At 70.5% G+C, this 13,204-nt stretch carries 21 protein-coding genes and 2 pseudogenes; 6 read left to right on the forward strand and 17 right to left on the reverse strand.

Going from position 1 to position 13,204, the window contains the following annotated elements:
• Window positions 1–98: 98 nt before the first annotated feature.
• Entirely contained in the window at window positions 99–557 is a 459-nt protein-coding gene (locus tag ACIRYZ_RS37875; protein WP_402953028.1) for a hypothetical protein, read from the forward strand.
• Between the two features lie 342 nt (window positions 558–899).
• Window positions 900–1,247, forward strand: a complete 348-nt coding sequence (locus ACIRYZ_RS37880; protein ID WP_402953030.1) for a hypothetical protein — start codon at window positions 900–902, stop codon at window positions 1,245–1,247.
• A gap of 150 nt (window positions 1,248–1,397) precedes the next feature.
• On the opposite strand, the gene ACIRYZ_RS37885 is transcribed toward ACIRYZ_RS37880, so the two are convergent.
• Window positions 1,398–1,673, reverse strand: coding sequence for an alpha/beta hydrolase (locus tag ACIRYZ_RS37885; protein ID WP_402953032.1), 276 nt, complete (start codon window positions 1,671–1,673; stop codon window positions 1,398–1,400).
• Window positions 1,674–1,776: 103 nt separating this feature from the next.
• On the opposite strand from ACIRYZ_RS37885, the gene ACIRYZ_RS37890 reads away from it, so the two are divergent.
• On the forward strand, window positions 1,777–2,061 hold the full coding sequence (locus tag ACIRYZ_RS37890; RefSeq protein ID WP_402953034.1) for an antibiotic biosynthesis monooxygenase: 285 nt from the start codon (window positions 1,777–1,779) through the stop codon (window positions 2,059–2,061).
• Window positions 2,062–2,205: 144 nt separating this feature from the next.
• On the opposite strand, the gene ACIRYZ_RS37895 is transcribed toward ACIRYZ_RS37890, so the two are convergent.
• The 8 genes from ACIRYZ_RS37895 to ACIRYZ_RS37930 all read right to left on the reverse strand — a co-directional run bounded on the left by ACIRYZ_RS37895 (window position 2,206) and on the right by ACIRYZ_RS37930 (window position 7,901).
• Window positions 2,206–2,403, reverse strand: a complete 198-nt coding sequence (locus tag ACIRYZ_RS37895; protein ID WP_402953035.1) for a hypothetical protein — start codon at window positions 2,401–2,403, stop codon at window positions 2,206–2,208.
• A 573-nt stretch (window positions 2,404–2,976) separates the two neighbouring features.
• A complete protein-coding gene (locus ACIRYZ_RS37900) occupies window positions 2,977–4,554 on the reverse strand; it encodes a pyruvate, phosphate dikinase (RefSeq protein WP_402953036.1) in 1,578 nt (525 codons plus the stop codon).
• A 29-nt stretch (window positions 4,555–4,583) separates the two neighbouring features.
• Window positions 4,584–5,213, reverse strand: a complete 630-nt coding sequence (locus ACIRYZ_RS37905) for a transcriptional regulator (protein WP_402953037.1) — start codon at window positions 5,211–5,213, stop codon at window positions 4,584–4,586.
• Window positions 5,210–5,818, reverse strand: a complete 609-nt coding sequence (locus tag ACIRYZ_RS37910) for a helicase associated domain-containing protein (RefSeq protein ID WP_402953039.1) — start codon at window positions 5,816–5,818, stop codon at window positions 5,210–5,212. The genes ACIRYZ_RS37905 and ACIRYZ_RS37910 overlap by 4 nt, the downstream gene beginning before the upstream one ends.
• A 1-nt stretch (window position 5,819) precedes the next feature.
• Window positions 5,820–6,596 carry a hypothetical protein gene (locus tag ACIRYZ_RS37915; protein WP_402953040.1) on the reverse strand — a complete coding sequence of 259 codons (777 nt, stop codon included), beginning with the start codon at window positions 6,594–6,596 and terminating at the stop codon, window positions 5,820–5,822.
• Between the two features lie 8 nt (window positions 6,597–6,604).
• Window positions 6,605–6,955: a helix-turn-helix domain-containing protein gene (locus tag ACIRYZ_RS37920; RefSeq protein WP_402953042.1), complete on the reverse strand. Its 351-nt coding sequence runs from the start codon at window positions 6,953–6,955 to the stop codon at window positions 6,605–6,607.
• Between the two features lie 109 nt (window positions 6,956–7,064).
• On the reverse strand, window positions 7,065–7,301 hold the full coding sequence (locus tag ACIRYZ_RS37925) for a hypothetical protein (RefSeq protein WP_402953043.1): 237 nt from the start codon (window positions 7,299–7,301) through the stop codon (window positions 7,065–7,067).
• A 54-nt stretch (window positions 7,302–7,355) separates the two neighbouring features.
• Window positions 7,356–7,901: a hypothetical protein gene (locus tag ACIRYZ_RS37930; protein ID WP_402953044.1), complete on the reverse strand. Its 546-nt coding sequence runs from the start codon at window positions 7,899–7,901 to the stop codon at window positions 7,356–7,358.
• Window positions 7,902–7,932: 31 nt separating this feature from the next.
• Between ACIRYZ_RS37930 and ACIRYZ_RS37935 the strand changes: the two genes are divergently transcribed.
• Complete coding sequence (locus tag ACIRYZ_RS37935) at window positions 7,933–8,139, forward strand: hypothetical protein (protein WP_402953045.1); 207 nt, start codon at window positions 7,933–7,935, stop codon at window positions 8,137–8,139.
• Between the two features lie 45 nt (window positions 8,140–8,184).
• On the opposite strand, the pseudogene ACIRYZ_RS37940 reads toward ACIRYZ_RS37935, so the two are convergent.
• The 4 genes and pseudogenes from ACIRYZ_RS37940 to ACIRYZ_RS37955 all read right to left on the reverse strand — a co-directional run.
• Window positions 8,185–8,439 (reverse strand): annotated as a pseudogene (locus ACIRYZ_RS37940) (IS1380 family transposase); the annotation flags it as partial.
• A gap of 120 nt (window positions 8,440–8,559) precedes the next feature.
• Window positions 8,560–9,066 (reverse strand): hypothetical protein, encoded by a 507-nt coding sequence (locus ACIRYZ_RS37945; protein ID WP_402953047.1) that lies wholly within the window; start codon window positions 9,064–9,066, stop codon window positions 8,560–8,562.
• A 132-nt stretch (window positions 9,067–9,198) separates the two neighbouring features.
• On the reverse strand, window positions 9,199–9,429 hold the full coding sequence (locus ACIRYZ_RS37950) for a hypothetical protein (RefSeq protein ID WP_402953048.1): 231 nt from the start codon (window positions 9,427–9,429) through the stop codon (window positions 9,199–9,201).
• 52 nt (window positions 9,430–9,481) lie between these two features.
• Window positions 9,482–9,817 (reverse strand): hypothetical protein, encoded by a 336-nt coding sequence (locus ACIRYZ_RS37955; protein ID WP_402953049.1) that lies wholly within the window; start codon window positions 9,815–9,817, stop codon window positions 9,482–9,484.
• A gap of 163 nt (window positions 9,818–9,980) precedes the next feature.
• Between ACIRYZ_RS37955 and ACIRYZ_RS37960 the strand changes: the two genes are divergently transcribed.
• A complete protein-coding gene (locus ACIRYZ_RS37960) occupies window positions 9,981–10,214 on the forward strand; it encodes a hypothetical protein (RefSeq protein WP_402953050.1) in 234 nt (77 codons plus the stop codon).
• A gap of 285 nt (window positions 10,215–10,499) precedes the next feature.
• Here the strand turns inward: ACIRYZ_RS37960 and ACIRYZ_RS37965 are convergent, their stop codons facing one another.
• The gene (locus ACIRYZ_RS37965; protein ID WP_402953052.1) at window positions 10,500–10,910 is read right to left on the reverse strand and encodes a hypothetical protein; all 411 of its coding nucleotides are present in this window, start codon (window positions 10,908–10,910) and stop codon (window positions 10,500–10,502) included.
• Window positions 10,911–11,255: 345 nt separating this feature from the next.
• On the opposite strand from ACIRYZ_RS37965, the gene ACIRYZ_RS37970 reads away from it, so the two are divergent.
• Window positions 11,256–11,459: a cold-shock protein gene (locus ACIRYZ_RS37970; RefSeq protein WP_402953054.1), complete on the forward strand. Its 204-nt coding sequence runs from the start codon at window positions 11,256–11,258 to the stop codon at window positions 11,457–11,459.
• Window positions 11,460–11,593: 134 nt separating this feature from the next.
• Here the strand turns inward: ACIRYZ_RS37970 and ACIRYZ_RS37975 are convergent, their stop codons facing one another.
• The 3 genes and pseudogenes from ACIRYZ_RS37975 to ACIRYZ_RS37985 all read right to left on the reverse strand — a co-directional run.
• Entirely contained in the window at window positions 11,594–11,926 is a 333-nt protein-coding gene (locus ACIRYZ_RS37975) for a hypothetical protein (protein WP_402953056.1), read from the reverse strand.
• A 273-nt stretch (window positions 11,927–12,199) separates the two neighbouring features.
• Window positions 12,200–12,610 (reverse strand): annotated as a pseudogene (locus ACIRYZ_RS37980) (zinc-binding dehydrogenase); the annotation flags it as partial.
• 39 nt (window positions 12,611–12,649) lie between these two features.
• Window positions 12,650–13,204, reverse strand: a 555-nt coding sequence (locus ACIRYZ_RS37985) for a YHYH protein (RefSeq protein ID WP_402953057.1), incomplete at its 5' end; no start/stop codon positions are given.

Below are 13,204 nucleotides of genomic sequence, written 5' to 3' on the forward strand. Positions count from 1 at the left end.
TGAGGCTGACTGTTTTCCGGATCAACTGAGCGGGGCGATCAGGTGCCTCTATACGATCACGGAACTGCCCTCTGCTGACGTGATCTTGGAGATCTTTCATGCGCATGCGTAAGACCCTGGCCGCGGGCCTCGTGACCGTCGCGAGCGCCGCCGCGATGACCGTCGCGCCCGCGGCGCACGCCGGATACCCATTCCCGTACCAGTGCCAGTACACCAACTACAACAACGGCTGGACCTTCAACGGGGGCTTCGGGACCGCCCCCGGCGAAACCATCTGCGTCAACAACTATGAGCTTGCCATGCAGAACGACGGCAACCTCGTCATCTACAACAACATCGCCACCCCGATCTGGTCCTCGGGCACCTGGAACCACTCCGGCGCGACCGCCAAGTTCCAGCCCGACGGCAACCTCGTCATCTATGGGTACGGCGGCAGCCCGGCGCTGTGGGCCTCGGGCACCTACGGCAACTCGGGCGCGACCCTCAATTTTCAGCAGGACGGCAACCTCGTCATCTACGGCCCCGGCCACCAGCCGCTGTGGAACACCGGCACCTGAGACGGCCTCGGGGCTCCGCGCCGCCGCTCAGCGGCGGCGCGGAGCGCTGAACTCGCGGCTCGGCTCGGCGATTTTCGTAAAGAAGCCAACACCACCCCCGGGTCGGTAGTCGGGGTCGCCAGCCGCAGATGCCCGGCCGGCACCGCCACCGGCCCACTGCGGTCCAGATGAGTCCTGTAAGCACGGGGCAGACCCGGTGCGATGTCCCGGGCGTCCACCAGCCCGGCCCCCGCCCCTGGTACTCGCCTCCGGTCACCAGCAGGACGTCGTCCCGCCCCCGGCACCGCGCTCCGCCCCCAGGGCGATCGAGACCGCGTCGACCGCGCCGACCACCTCACCGCAGTGGCGTCCGCGCAGCCCGGCCGCCAGGTGCGGGTACGCGAGAACACCCTGGTCCTGCACACCCTGCTGTGGCCCGACGAACTCCGCTCCCCCGGAGGCATCGCCCCGGCCGACATCGAACTGCAGGAAAAGGAACTCGTGCTGGCCCGCACCCTCATGGACGCGATCTCCGAGGATCTGCACCTGGAGACCGAGCACGACGACTACGCCCACGCCCTGGAGGACATCGTCGCCGCCAAGCTGCGCGGCATCGAGCCCCCACACCCCGCTGGCGCCCTGCCGCCCGCCACCGGCCAGCGGGGCACGGCGGCCGTGGGCATCCCGACCACGCACCACATCCGGCCCTGACCGTGAACGGTGCCCCGCCCCACCACCACCGCGCCTCGAGCACGACGCTCACACCAACCGCTCCGTCCAAGCCGACGAAACCGCCGTCCTCACCGAGCCGTTCCTCCCTGGCCTCGATCCGGCCACGCCGCGGCGATAGACCCTGCCCGGCTACGCCTTGGTGCAGGTCAGGTCGGCCTCCGGCAGGCGCCCGTCGGCCAGGTAGGCGTTGACCGCGTCGTCCACGCACGCGTTGCCGTACGTCCCGTAGAGCCCGTGCTGGTTGGCGCCCCGCAGGGTCAGCAGCCGGGAGCCGGGCAGCATCCCGTGCAACGCGACGCCGTCCCGGTAGGGGGCGCGCGGGTCCCCGGTCGCGGAGAGGATCAGCGCCCGGGCGCCGTGGCGCACCTCGGTGGACGGCTCGCGCGGGGGTCCAGGAAGGCGCACGGGGAGATGTTGTCGAGCAGCGGGCCGGACGCGAGCGAGAGACTCGCGCTGAGGGGTACGTCGTCTCGCACAAGATGGCCTCGGGACCCGTCGGGAGACCAGCATGTACGCGGCAGTGCAGCGGTACGAAGGGGTGACCGATCCCGCGGAGGCGGGACGCCGAGTGGCCGAGGGATTCGTGCCTCTCCTTCGCCAGGTGCCCGGATTCGTAGCCTATTACTGGGTTGATGCCGGGGATGGAGTGATGGTCTCCACCAGCGTCTTCGAAGACCAGGCCGGGGCCGAGGAGTCGGTCCGGAGGGCGGCGGGCTTCGTGCGGGACAACCTCGCGACACTGCTTCCCGACCCTACCCAGGTCACGGCCGGCCAGGTTGTGGCCGCTGGATAGCGAACCTCCGCAACGGCTCTTCACGGAACTGCGGAGAGAGCCATCTTGGGCTGTCCGCCCACACGGGCCCGGCGAACACTCAGGCCCGGCGCCGACCGGGTGCTGGCCGACACAGTCCGGGCTCCCCCCACCCCGCCACCGTGGTCACCGGCCGCCGTCGAAGGTGCGCTGCACGCCGCGCTGGAGGAGTTCGAGCAGCGGGCCGAGCCGTGGCGGGAGGCCTTCGAGGGCCTGGACGAGGACGTCCTGGCCGAGGCCGCCGCCGAGGCGCGTTCCTTCGGGGCCGACCCGACCGGCGCCGTCGACGAGCTGGTGCGCGGCCTGCTCGGACAACTCGACCACTGGCAGCAGGCGATCGGCGAACTCGGCCGCCGGCTCACCGCGGCCGCGCAGGAGCGGCCGCTGCCCGAGTGGGCACCGGGATCGCTCACATCCCGAGGGCAAATAGTTTCGGAGCGTCACATTCCAAGGTTTAGAAACCAACTCCCTGCAAAAGCGGACCGATCAGGTCGAAGCCTGACGATGACGCACCTCGCCGACCATACGAAGACTTCAAGTCGTGACGGCTCGCCCAAGCCGGTTTCGAACGGTCCGCAGGCCGAGACGTGGGCGATTTCGCGGACACCCTGGTGGTCGGCGTCGATGAGGCGACGCGGGAGGAACAGGCGCCGACAGGACCTGAGGCCGGTCCACAGCAGGGCCGATCGGCAGGGGAGTTTCGCGGCCTCCAGCCACACCTGCTCACGAAACGCCCGCCGCTCAGCGGTCAGGCCCCCACCCTGCGCATGCCGCATACCAACGGCATACCGCAGGGATCACGACCTGTCACTACCCGACAGTCCTCAGTAACCGACCACCGACCGCAGGACGGCGTGAGCTGCGCTGAGACGCTCTGCCACGTCGCGGTTTTCACCGTCACCGTCGGCGCCGGCGACCTCGTCGGCCCAGGCGAGCAGGCGGTGCAGTCGGGGGTCGGCGGCGGCGTCGACGATGCGGGGGGGTGCCGACGACGACCTCCCCGCTGGTGCCGCCGAGGGCGATCAGAGTGCCCTCGGGGAGTGAACGTCCGCCCGCCCGGACCGTGGCGACCGCGATGTCGACCGTGAGGCCGATGGCCCCGACGACCGCGGGTTTGCCCATCGACCGTGCGACGACGGCGGCGTGGCTGGTCGGCCCGCCCCGGCTGGTCACGACGCCGACGGCGGCGGCTAGGCCGTGCATGTCCAGCGGCGAGGTCTGCGGGCGCACCAGCACCACCGGGCCCTGCGCGGCCATCCGGGCCGCGCTGTCGGCGCTGGTGGCTACCCGGCCCACCGCGACGCCCGGGAAGGCCCCCAGCCCGCGGGCGAGGACGTCGGCTGTGCCGTCCAGCGCGATCCGGGGCGTGCGCACCTGGTGCAGCTGCTGCGGCGCGATCCGCAGCAGCGCCTCGGAGCGCTCGATCGTGCCCGCGTCGGCGAGGTCGACCGCGACCCGGACCGCCGCACGTCCGACCAGTCGGCCCGGCCGCACCTGAAGTACCCACAAATCGCCAGCCTCGAAGGTGAATTCCACGTAGCAGGCATCGCGATAGTACGCTTCGATCCGGTGCAGGGCGTCCAGCAGGCTCGCCCACACGGCCGGCTCCCGGTCGGCCAGCTCCTGCAGCGGCGAGGTCAGCGACCGACCCGAGACGACGTCCTCGCCCTGGTGGCCGAAGAGAACCTCACCGAACGGCACGGGTTCGCCGGTGTTGGGATCGCGGCTGAACGCGACCCCGGTCCCGCTGCGGCCGTCGCGGTTGCCGAACACCATCGCCTGGACGATCACCGCGGTACCGAGGTCACGCGGAATGTCGTGCAGCTCGCGGTAGGTCGTCGCGCGCGGAGTGTCCAAGGACGAGAACACCGCCGCGACGGCGCGTTCCAGGTCCCGGGCGGCGTCCTCCGCGACCGGCTCGCCGGCGCGTTCGCGGATGAGCTCCGCCACGCCCCGGATCGCCTCGCTGAGCCACTCCTCGGCCTCTCCGGAGCGCCTCTCGGAGACCTCGTGCTCGACCGCCGCCAAGCTCTCGCGGTCCACCCCGAGCACTTCCGTCGCATAGCTCGACAGGAACCGCAGGCGGGAGTCGAACGCGAACCGCGGGTCGGCAGTCTCGGCCGCCAGCGCGGCGGTGGCCACGCTGGTGAGACCGAGGTTGAGCACGGTGCTCATCATGCCAGGCATCGACACACTGCTTCCGGAGCGCACCGATACCGCCAGCGGGCGGTCGGTGCCGCCGAGGGTGCGCCCGGTGGCGGCCTCCAGAGCGGCGAGCGCGTTGGCCAGTTCGGCGTCGAGCCCCTCGGGGAGCCGGCCGTGGCGGAGGAAGGCGCGGCACGCCGCCGTGCTGATGACGAAGCCCGGGGGCACGGGCAGGCCGAGGCGTCGCAGGACGACCAGGCCGTATCCCTTGCCGCCGAGGACCTCCGCCGTTTCCTCGACCTGAGCCGAGATGGGGTGGATCCAGGTCATCGAATTTGCCCTCCTTCGGTGACGGTGGGTCAGTTCCGGGGCCGGCCCAGGGTGGCGAGCAGGTCCTCGTGCAGCTGGAACCACACGGTGTGGTACGGAGCGGTGCCGTCCGTGTCATAGTCCAGCTCGCCGGCGTTGGCCCGGGTGAGCGCGTGGGCGAGCCGGCTGCGGTAGCGCTGGAAGCGCCGCATCGCCCCGGACAGTTCGGTGCAGACGGCGTCGGCCCGCTGGTCGAGGTCGGCGAGCCGGTCCAGCACCCGGGCGTCGTAGGCCTTGTCGGTGTGGTCGTTCAGGGTGGTCGAACCGTCGACGGAGCGGGTCTGCCAGGCCGTGCAGAGGTCGAGCAGTTCGGGGTTGAGTACCAGGAACCCGTTGAATGCCTCGGTCACCACGGCTGGGGCGCCGGCCGCGTCCAGTTCCTCGGTGATCCGGCGGGCGTCCTCGGCGCGGCCGGCGTCCGTGATGCCCCACCCGCCGAAGGGACCCGCCATGTGCGTGACCAGCCCGGCCACGGCGAGGTCGATCAGCTCCGATTCGACGTCGGACTCCGGCAGCCCGGTGGCCGCGGCCACCGCGGCCAGGCCCGAGAAGCCGATGCAGCGAAGGGCGTGGAGCACCAGATCGGTGCTGGTGGCGTGGGGCGAGACGGGCCGGGTCATTTTGCGGCCTCACGTGGTGTGGTGTTCGGGACATCGGCGGTAGGAACAGCATGTGCGGCGCCTCGTCCGTCGGCGGGTAGATCGATGCCGGCGGCTGTCGGCCGGTGGAGGTGTCCGCTCTTGTCCTGCTTGCGCAGCCAGATGCCGGGGCGGAAGGCCGGGTCCGCTTCGCCGCCGGTGCGGTTCGCGGGGCCGGTGAGGGTGCCGCCGGCGGCGAGGTAGGCGAGCAGGCGGCGGTAGGAGCGGTTCCAGTCCGGCTCCAGGCGCCACGGCTCGTCCAGGGCGTCCAGCTTCGTGGCCTGGTCGGTGGTGAGGTTCTCGGTTTTGCGCTGGCGGCGCATCCAGGCGCCCACCGCGTAGTCGTCGAGCTTCGCAGTCGCCGGGATCGCGAGGTGGCCGTGCTGGTGGTGGAAGGCCTTCGCGTAGGCGTAGCCGCGTTCCCAGGCGTTGGCGAGCTTGGACCAGATCATGCCGAGCGCGTCCAGCTCGCTGACCCGGGCCGCGTCGAGCAGGCCCTGGCCGTTGAGGTGGCGCTGGCGGGTGAGCCAGGAGATCAGCTCGACCTCCCACCGCCACCGCCTTGAAGCGCCGAGCTCAGTAACCATGTCAGGACGGACAGATGAGTGACCCGAGCGGCGGACAGGGAATGACCAGCGTGCTGACGCCAGGGCGCTCGACGAAGGCGCGGGCAGCGGCGGCCTGGCGGCGCTGGGACTCCAGATCGTCGGCGCGCCAGGCGTCCCGCCGGGCGCGGGCGTCGTCCCAGTTGTAGGAGACGGCGCTGACGGAGGCGTTGCCGGCGGCGCGGCTGATGTCCGCCTTCATGATGGCGCGTTGGAGTACGGTCTGCGTGGCGGCGAGGTCGATCCGGGCGATCAGGACCCCGGGGGTGTTCGGCACCCGGGTCGGAATGAGGGCCTGGGGAAGCAGGGAGATCCCGGTGTCGTGGCGGCCGATGTTCTCGGTGGAGGCCCTCGCGGCGTCCCGGGACATGAGGTGTATCTCCCGGTGTATCCACACGAGTTCGTCGAGGTCGGCCATGGTGATGCGGATCCGCTGGTAGATCGCGCGGAAGCGGGGGTCCTCGTGCAGCGGCCGGAGCGCGGCGGCGTGGAGGGCGACGCAGTCGTTGAAGCCGGCCGTGACGGCGGCGTCGAGGTGGAAGAGCGCCCGGTCGATCTGGCGGTGCAGGAAGGCCAGGGCGGCGAGCCCGCTGTGCCCGGCGCCGACCAGCCAGGCCGCGTCCGGGCCGAGCGCGGTGGCGCGCGCGATGACGTCGTGGAAGCCCGTGGCGACGTAGTCGGCCGAGGCCGCCGGACTGGTCAGGTTCGCCACCAGCAGTTCGTGGACACGGGAGGCGAGCGAGTTGATGGTGTCGGCCATGGATCTCCTCAGGCAGGGGCGGCGCACGCGGTCGGCACGAACGTACGGCAATGGCCCGACAATGCCTGGTGCCGGCCGTGCACGGCCGGCCCCTGTTCGAGGTACGCGGCCAGCTTCTTCTGACACCGCGCCGACAGCTTGCATCGCTGCCCACCCGGTCCCCGTGAAGCCGGCGCCCCGACCCCGTCCTCCCGCCAGGCCTGGTGCCACTGGCAGGCCGATTTCGCGGTCACCCGCAACCTGCGGGCAGCCTCCCTCGGCGGGACACCTTCGTCGAACAACGCGGCGGCCTCCAGCCGCACCGTCTCGCGGCGCTGACGTGCCTTCGCTGTCAGCCCGCCCCCATCCGCATAGCGCATACCAACGGCATAGCGCGCAGATGACCGTCAGTCAGCCACACAAACAGGCCAATCACCTCGAAGCGCCGAGGTCAGTAACAGGGGAACGCCAGTGAACGCTCAGCGTGGCTCACTGGGGGTGAACGGGGACCTGGCTGTTGGCGCGCAGGTGCGTGAGGTCGAGCGGTGGCAGCTGTGACAGGCGGGTGCCGGCGGCGGTCATGGCGGCGGTGTGGCGGGGGTTGCCGAGGACGGACGTGATGGCGTCGGCGATCTCGGCGCGCGTGGCGGTGAGTTCGAGGGCGCGGCCGAGGCCGTGGCGGGCGAAGGCGGCGGTGTTGTGGGGCTGGTCAGCGAGGACGCCCATACCCAGGACGGGGGTCGCGGAGGCCGGACATCCTGGTGGTCAGGGTTCCGAGGCTCACGTAAACGAGCGGGCGAGGGGGGAGCGGGTGCGCTCCAGGCGCTTCGGGAGGGTGGTCCGGAATGTCGCGACGGTGCGTCGGACGGCGTGTGCCCTGGACGGGGGCGTTTCGTAGAACCACTGGACCGGTGCGGGGGTGAGCAGCGGGGGCAGCGCGGGGGTGTCCTGTCCGTACTGCTCATAGAGGGGGGTCAGGGCGGGCGCGACGTCGGTGTCCCAGAGGTCCAGGAGTACCGGGCCGAGACCGTTGTCCGCTGCGTGCACGGGCAGGTCCAGGGCCTTCGCCGCCAGGTGCGCGCCGAGGTCGCTGCACTCGGCGATCACCAGATCGGGCCGTGCCCGGGTCCATGCGGCGATGAGGTCGCGGGCCTTCGCTTCGGCCTGGTCCGGCCAGAGCCGGCCGAAGACGTAGCGGTTGAAGGGCGCGTTTCCGTACTCCTTCCAGATCTCGCTTGCGGCCCGCTGGACGGCGGGATCGCCGGTCCAGTCCGTGCCCGCCCGGTGGAAATCCACTCCTCGGCGGCGGGCTTCGAGGCGGAACATGAGGGGGCGAAGAGGGTGACCGCGTGGCCCTGTGCCGACGGACATCCTGGAGAAGCTCGCCGTCGATGCCGAGCCGCGGGTCCGTGCTGCGGCAGCCGGCAATCCCAGCCTGCCCCTGCGGTGCCTTGCGGTGCTTCTCGCCGACGAGCAACGCAACGTGGCCGAGGAAGCCGGCGCCTCCGCCCGCATGCCCGTGGAATGGACGGATGCCCTGCTGGCCGCGGAGGGCATTGAGTAGCCGACATATCGCTTCGCTTCTGTCAGCTCTCGTAGCGGGCGAGCCTGGGCCGAACACGTCCCGCTGGTCGCGCAGCAGGGCCAGGTCGGCGATCGCCTCGCCGCCGTCGGCCAGCATCACGGCCAGGTCCACCGCGACGCGGCCGGGGTCGTGCCCGGTCCCACGCGGCCGCAGTCGGTGCAGGGCCTCGGAGAGGGCGCTGGTCAAAGTGGTGGCGTCGGCCAGATCCGCGAGCAGGCGCGAGCCGGCGTGGTTGACGCCGCGACCGGGTCGTGTGCACGCAGAAAGTGCCTTCCTGCTGGAACGACCGGGACCTTAGACAAGCCTCATCGTCCCAGCCCAGAAGGCACTCTCGCTTTTCCGATCATGCCCCGGACGCGACCCCGGAACACGCAGGCTAGAGCTGACGGACCGGGGTCACTAGTACTGGATGCCCCAGGTGTTGTCGTTCTCCGCGGCGGGAGCCGTCATGTGCGTGGTGTAGACCGTACTGGTGCGGCAGTTGGTGTACTGCTCGATCTTGGACACGGTGAAGGAGGCCGCCTTGTGGTACATCATGAGGCGGCCCCGCTGGTTCCCCCGGACGGTTCCGGAGTAGCTCCAGGAGTCGGTCTTGGACCACTGGCGGCCGACGGAGAAACTGAGCTGCGTGCTGACCTTGGCGAAGATCACGCCTGCGTCGGCACCGACCGTGGCGGTGCCGGTAGCGCTCCAGGTGCCGGTGGTCGTCTTGTTGTACGTGATCGTGATGCCCGGCTGTGCCCAGTCGCTGTGAACGTTGGTCGGCTCCCAGACCGTCGACTCATTGGAGAACTTGTAGCTGTATCCGCCGTCGCAGATCGTGCGGGCGGATGCCGGAACGGCGGTGGCGACCAGCCCACTTACCGTCAACGCGGCGACGGTGAGGCTGACTGCAGCCTTGCGCATGAGATTCTCTCCCCGGATGGAACCGATTGTGGTTTCGTGTGAAGCTCACGTGTTCGATCGGTTTGGCGGCTGAACCCTAGCGTCGAAGTCGTGGACGTTTCATGAGACTTGAGCGACTTCTGAGGAAGCCGTTCAACTATCTCCGGGAGTGCCCGATTTGCCGGTCCGCTGCCCGGTCGGCCCGACGCGCCAGGAGACCTCCAGCAGCACGCCCTCGGTGAGGGAGTGCCGTCCGGGGCGGCCGTAGCGCCACCGCACAGGCCCGAGTGGGCCGTGCTCGGCGAGGAGTTCCAGGGTGGTCGCGATGACCGGCACCGAGTCGTCGTACTCGCGCCAGCCGTCCTTGTTGTCGTCGCGGACCACCGTGTCGCCGCCGCCCGCTCCGGCGCCATGGTCGAGCGGTCGACCTCCACCATCAGCACCGGCACCCCGATCTCCGCCGCCTGCCACACCGCGTCCGGGCACACCTTCCGCCGCCCGGGAGCGTGAACTCCACCTCCGTCGCCCAGTCGGTCACGGTGCCGACTCCGCCCAAGGCGTCCGGCGCGGCGCCGCCCAGGACGAAGGCGAGCACGGTCTCGTTGACCGCCATCGTGTGCTGGGCGCCGAAGCAGCCGGCACCCTGGGCGGTGGAGCCCATGTCGGAGCGGGGCAGTCCGAGGACGTGCCCGGCCGCCTCCAGCCCAGCCGAGCCCTCCAGCCAGCATCGCCAGCAGAACCGGCACTCACCCCCGAACACGAGCCCAGCCACCCCGCACTTCTCAATCAACCTGCAAACCCCAGCCCACAAACAAGATCAACCAGCAATCCATCGACCCACCACAGATCAGAAGCAGGCATGACCTCCCGATCGATCCGGCCGGTCGGCCGTACGAGCGGATGCGTCACGGCTGCGGTACACCGAGGCTGGAACGGTGAGCGTGATCGTCGTCCTGGAGAACCCAGACTCGCCCGACCCGATGGTGCACGCGGCCGCGTCCGATCCGGACGTGCCGAGCGCCCCCGGCCCGGTCACCATCTGTGGCCTCGACACCGCCGAGATGGTCAGAAGCGCGTGGCAGCCAAGCAACCCCAGCCAACGCTGGTGGCCACCCGAGCCGCGCAGCCGCACCTGCCCACGCTGCGACCGCACCCTCCGGACCGCGTAGAGCCGGGGGCACGGATCCTGGAGGTGGCACGGAGGTGCGGGCCATGACCGCCGAGCAGGACTACGCACGCGAAGCCGTGGCCGCCACAATCGCCTACCGGGAAGCCCTGACAGGCATCAACTGGGACCGGCTCGTCAAGGCCGGCCACGCCTAGGGACCGTACCCCTGCATCAACTGCGGAAAGCCGGGCCGGGCGCGCCCGGCCGTCGGCGAGCACTGCGTGCCCGCGCCTGCCGATCATGCCGCCGGTGCCTGGCCTCCGGGGTCCTTCGCATGCTGCCGCGGTCACGCCTGGCCTGTGACCGACGGCGGACTCTCGGGCCACACTTCGAACGCCTGTGAAATCCCCGCCGGCGGTCCGGCACGGAAACGGCCGCGGATCAGCGCCGCGACCTTGGCCACGGCATCGGCTCGACCGCCGAGCTCCACTTTCACCGGGCCCGCACCAGCATGTGCGAGGGCAACCGGCCGTGTGGCGGGTTCTGTGATCGGCGCCGAGGTGTCCACCTGCCAGCGGGTGCGGACCACCCGATCGGCGAGTGAGACATAGTCCCTGGCCGTGCCAGGACTCGGGACAGCGATCAGCCTGAACGACTGGCCTACCGCGTCCGCGACCACGTTCGCCACGGGTAGCGCACCGGCGATCGACATGTGCACCATCGCACTCGGTTCCCGTGAGGGGCTGACGCCGGCCATCGTTTTCCTCCGTGATCGGTTCCTCTCCCAGGGTCTGCCGGTGCCAGGCCTGCCGCACCTGGGCAGCGGGGAGTCCCAGCCCCGCACACAGCGGCTGGCGGCACGACGTCGGCCGAAACGCGTATGTGGGCGTAACGGCTGCGCCGCCGCGTGTCTTTCTCGGCTCCCTGGCTGTGGGATCCCCTGCGGTGTAACGTTTTGATCAAGCAGTCGTGGTGCCGAAGTTCTCGCCCGCGGTTACATGTCGTGGGCGTTTTTGCTGTTCAGCGTCTCTCCGGACCAAGGCGATCACCTCCGGGCCCGCAATCGTGGGACCCGATCAGTTCCCCCGAGGGAGAGAAGCGCATGGCTAGCGGCACTGTGAAGTGGTTCAACGCTGAAAAGGGCTTCGGTTTCATCGAGCAGGACGGCGGCGGTCCCGACGTCTTCGCCCACTACTCGAACATTGCGACCCAGGGTTTCCGCGAACTCCAGGAGGGCCAGAAGGTGACCTTCGACATCGTGCAAGGCCAGAAGGGCCCGCAGGCGGAGAACATCCGCCCCGCCTGATCTCCAGCGCACGAACAGGCGCCCCGCACGGATCCACGTGCGGGGCGCCTGGCGCTGTTCACGTCACAGAGCAGCGTTTCGACAGCAGTTCGGGAGGCAGCGCCTGAACCGGATGTTCCGGCACCTGCGGCTTGTCAGAACCGGCGGCGCACGGTCGGCCGGGCGGGCCGGGCCTGCTCGGTGCCGCGCAGTGCGAGGGCCGCGGTGCGGGTGCGCCCCAGCCAGCTCATGACCTGGCGCAGCGCGGCGGGGTCGAGGTCGCGGGTGAGCGCGCGGACGGCCTGGTGGTCGTCGTCGGTCAGCGTGTAGACGCCGGCGCGCTCCAGGGCGGTGCAGAGGGGCTGGGCGGCGGTGCCTGCGAGGCGGCGGTGAGCAACGTCGGCGGTCTGGCGGGCCTGGTGGGCTGCCTCGCGGGCCAGGGCGGCGACGTCCTGCCGATGGCGTTCGGCGCGCAGCCGGTCCGCCACACGGCGACGCGACCCAGCCCGCGGCCACGCCCAGAAACCCTGTCGCGCCGGACAGGGGCCACCGGAGTGACCCGCCAGGGCCCGGCCGGGTGAGGACGGGGTCAGGAGTGGCGCCCCCAGAAGCCGCCGCGCTTCGCCTCGCCGACCGGGGCCTCGGTGGCGGCCGGGCTGATGCCCGTCCGGTGACATCCGGCGACCGAGTGGCCACGGACAGGTTGAGCGGGAGCTGGCGATTGCACGGCCGGTGTTTCGGTCACGGATGATGACGACCTTGCCGCGGATGCGGCCGGCTTCACTGAGGCGGTGGACGTCCGCGAGGTCGGCCAGCGGGTATGAGGCGCTGATGTCGAGGGTGACCTCACCCGCGTCGACGAGGTCCACGAGCGCTGCCAGATGCGCCACATCGTTGCGGGCCACCACGTGCATCGCCCTCACCCCGGCGTCGGCAAGCAGTTCGATGGGGGTTGCGATCGAGACGATCTGCCCGCCCGGCCGCACCGCAGGTGCCAGAGCAGCGGCATCGTGCGGGCTCAGCGGAACGAGATTGAGCAGAGTGTCCACCGGGCCGTCGAGCGCGGCGGCGGCCTCCTTCTTCTGCTGCTCCTGGTGCTTCTCGTGGCAGGGGTAGCAGCGGCCGCCGGGGCGGCGGGTGGCTCCGGCGACCTCGACGAGCGGCGCAGCGATCCGGCCGACATCGACGACGACGGGGCGGCCCGATGCGGCCTAGTGCCCGCTATGCCCGGACCCGGGTACCGTCACCGGCTTTCCCCGGAAACATCCGATGGAGTACGGATACTCTCCGTTGAGGTGGTAGTGGTACATGACGACCTTCTTGCCATCCCATGTGATCGCGTGTGTGTGACCGTGGCAGACGTCCAGATCCCTGTTCTTGACGATCTTTCCGTCCTCGCCGCGCGGCCCGAAGATCCCGAAACCGTCGATGGCGTATCCCACGAGCGGTGAGTGCCGGAAGCGGGTGTGCGCGGATCCCCTCAACGGCTTGCTGCCGAAGCAGGTCTGGGAGGGGCCGTGGTAGTGGTACTGCGTGTCGTACGGATGGCCCCAGCAGCGGTCCAGCGGCAGGGCCGCGTTGGGGTCGACCGGTCGGTCCTCCGCGTCCGTGGCCACCTCCAGGTGGAAGGTGCCGCCCGCCAGAGCCATCCCGGTCGTCAGCTGGTCGATACACGTGGGCTGCGCCTGGACAGACGGATCACGCGGAACGGTGACGTCGAGGTTCCACGGCTCGATGGGGATCGCGGCGGCGTTGGGGTACCCGTG

It is taken from the genome of Kitasatospora sp. NPDC101155 (genome assembly GCF_044768305.1).
Lineage (GTDB): Bacteria > Actinomycetota > Actinomycetes > Streptomycetales > Streptomycetaceae > Kitasatospora.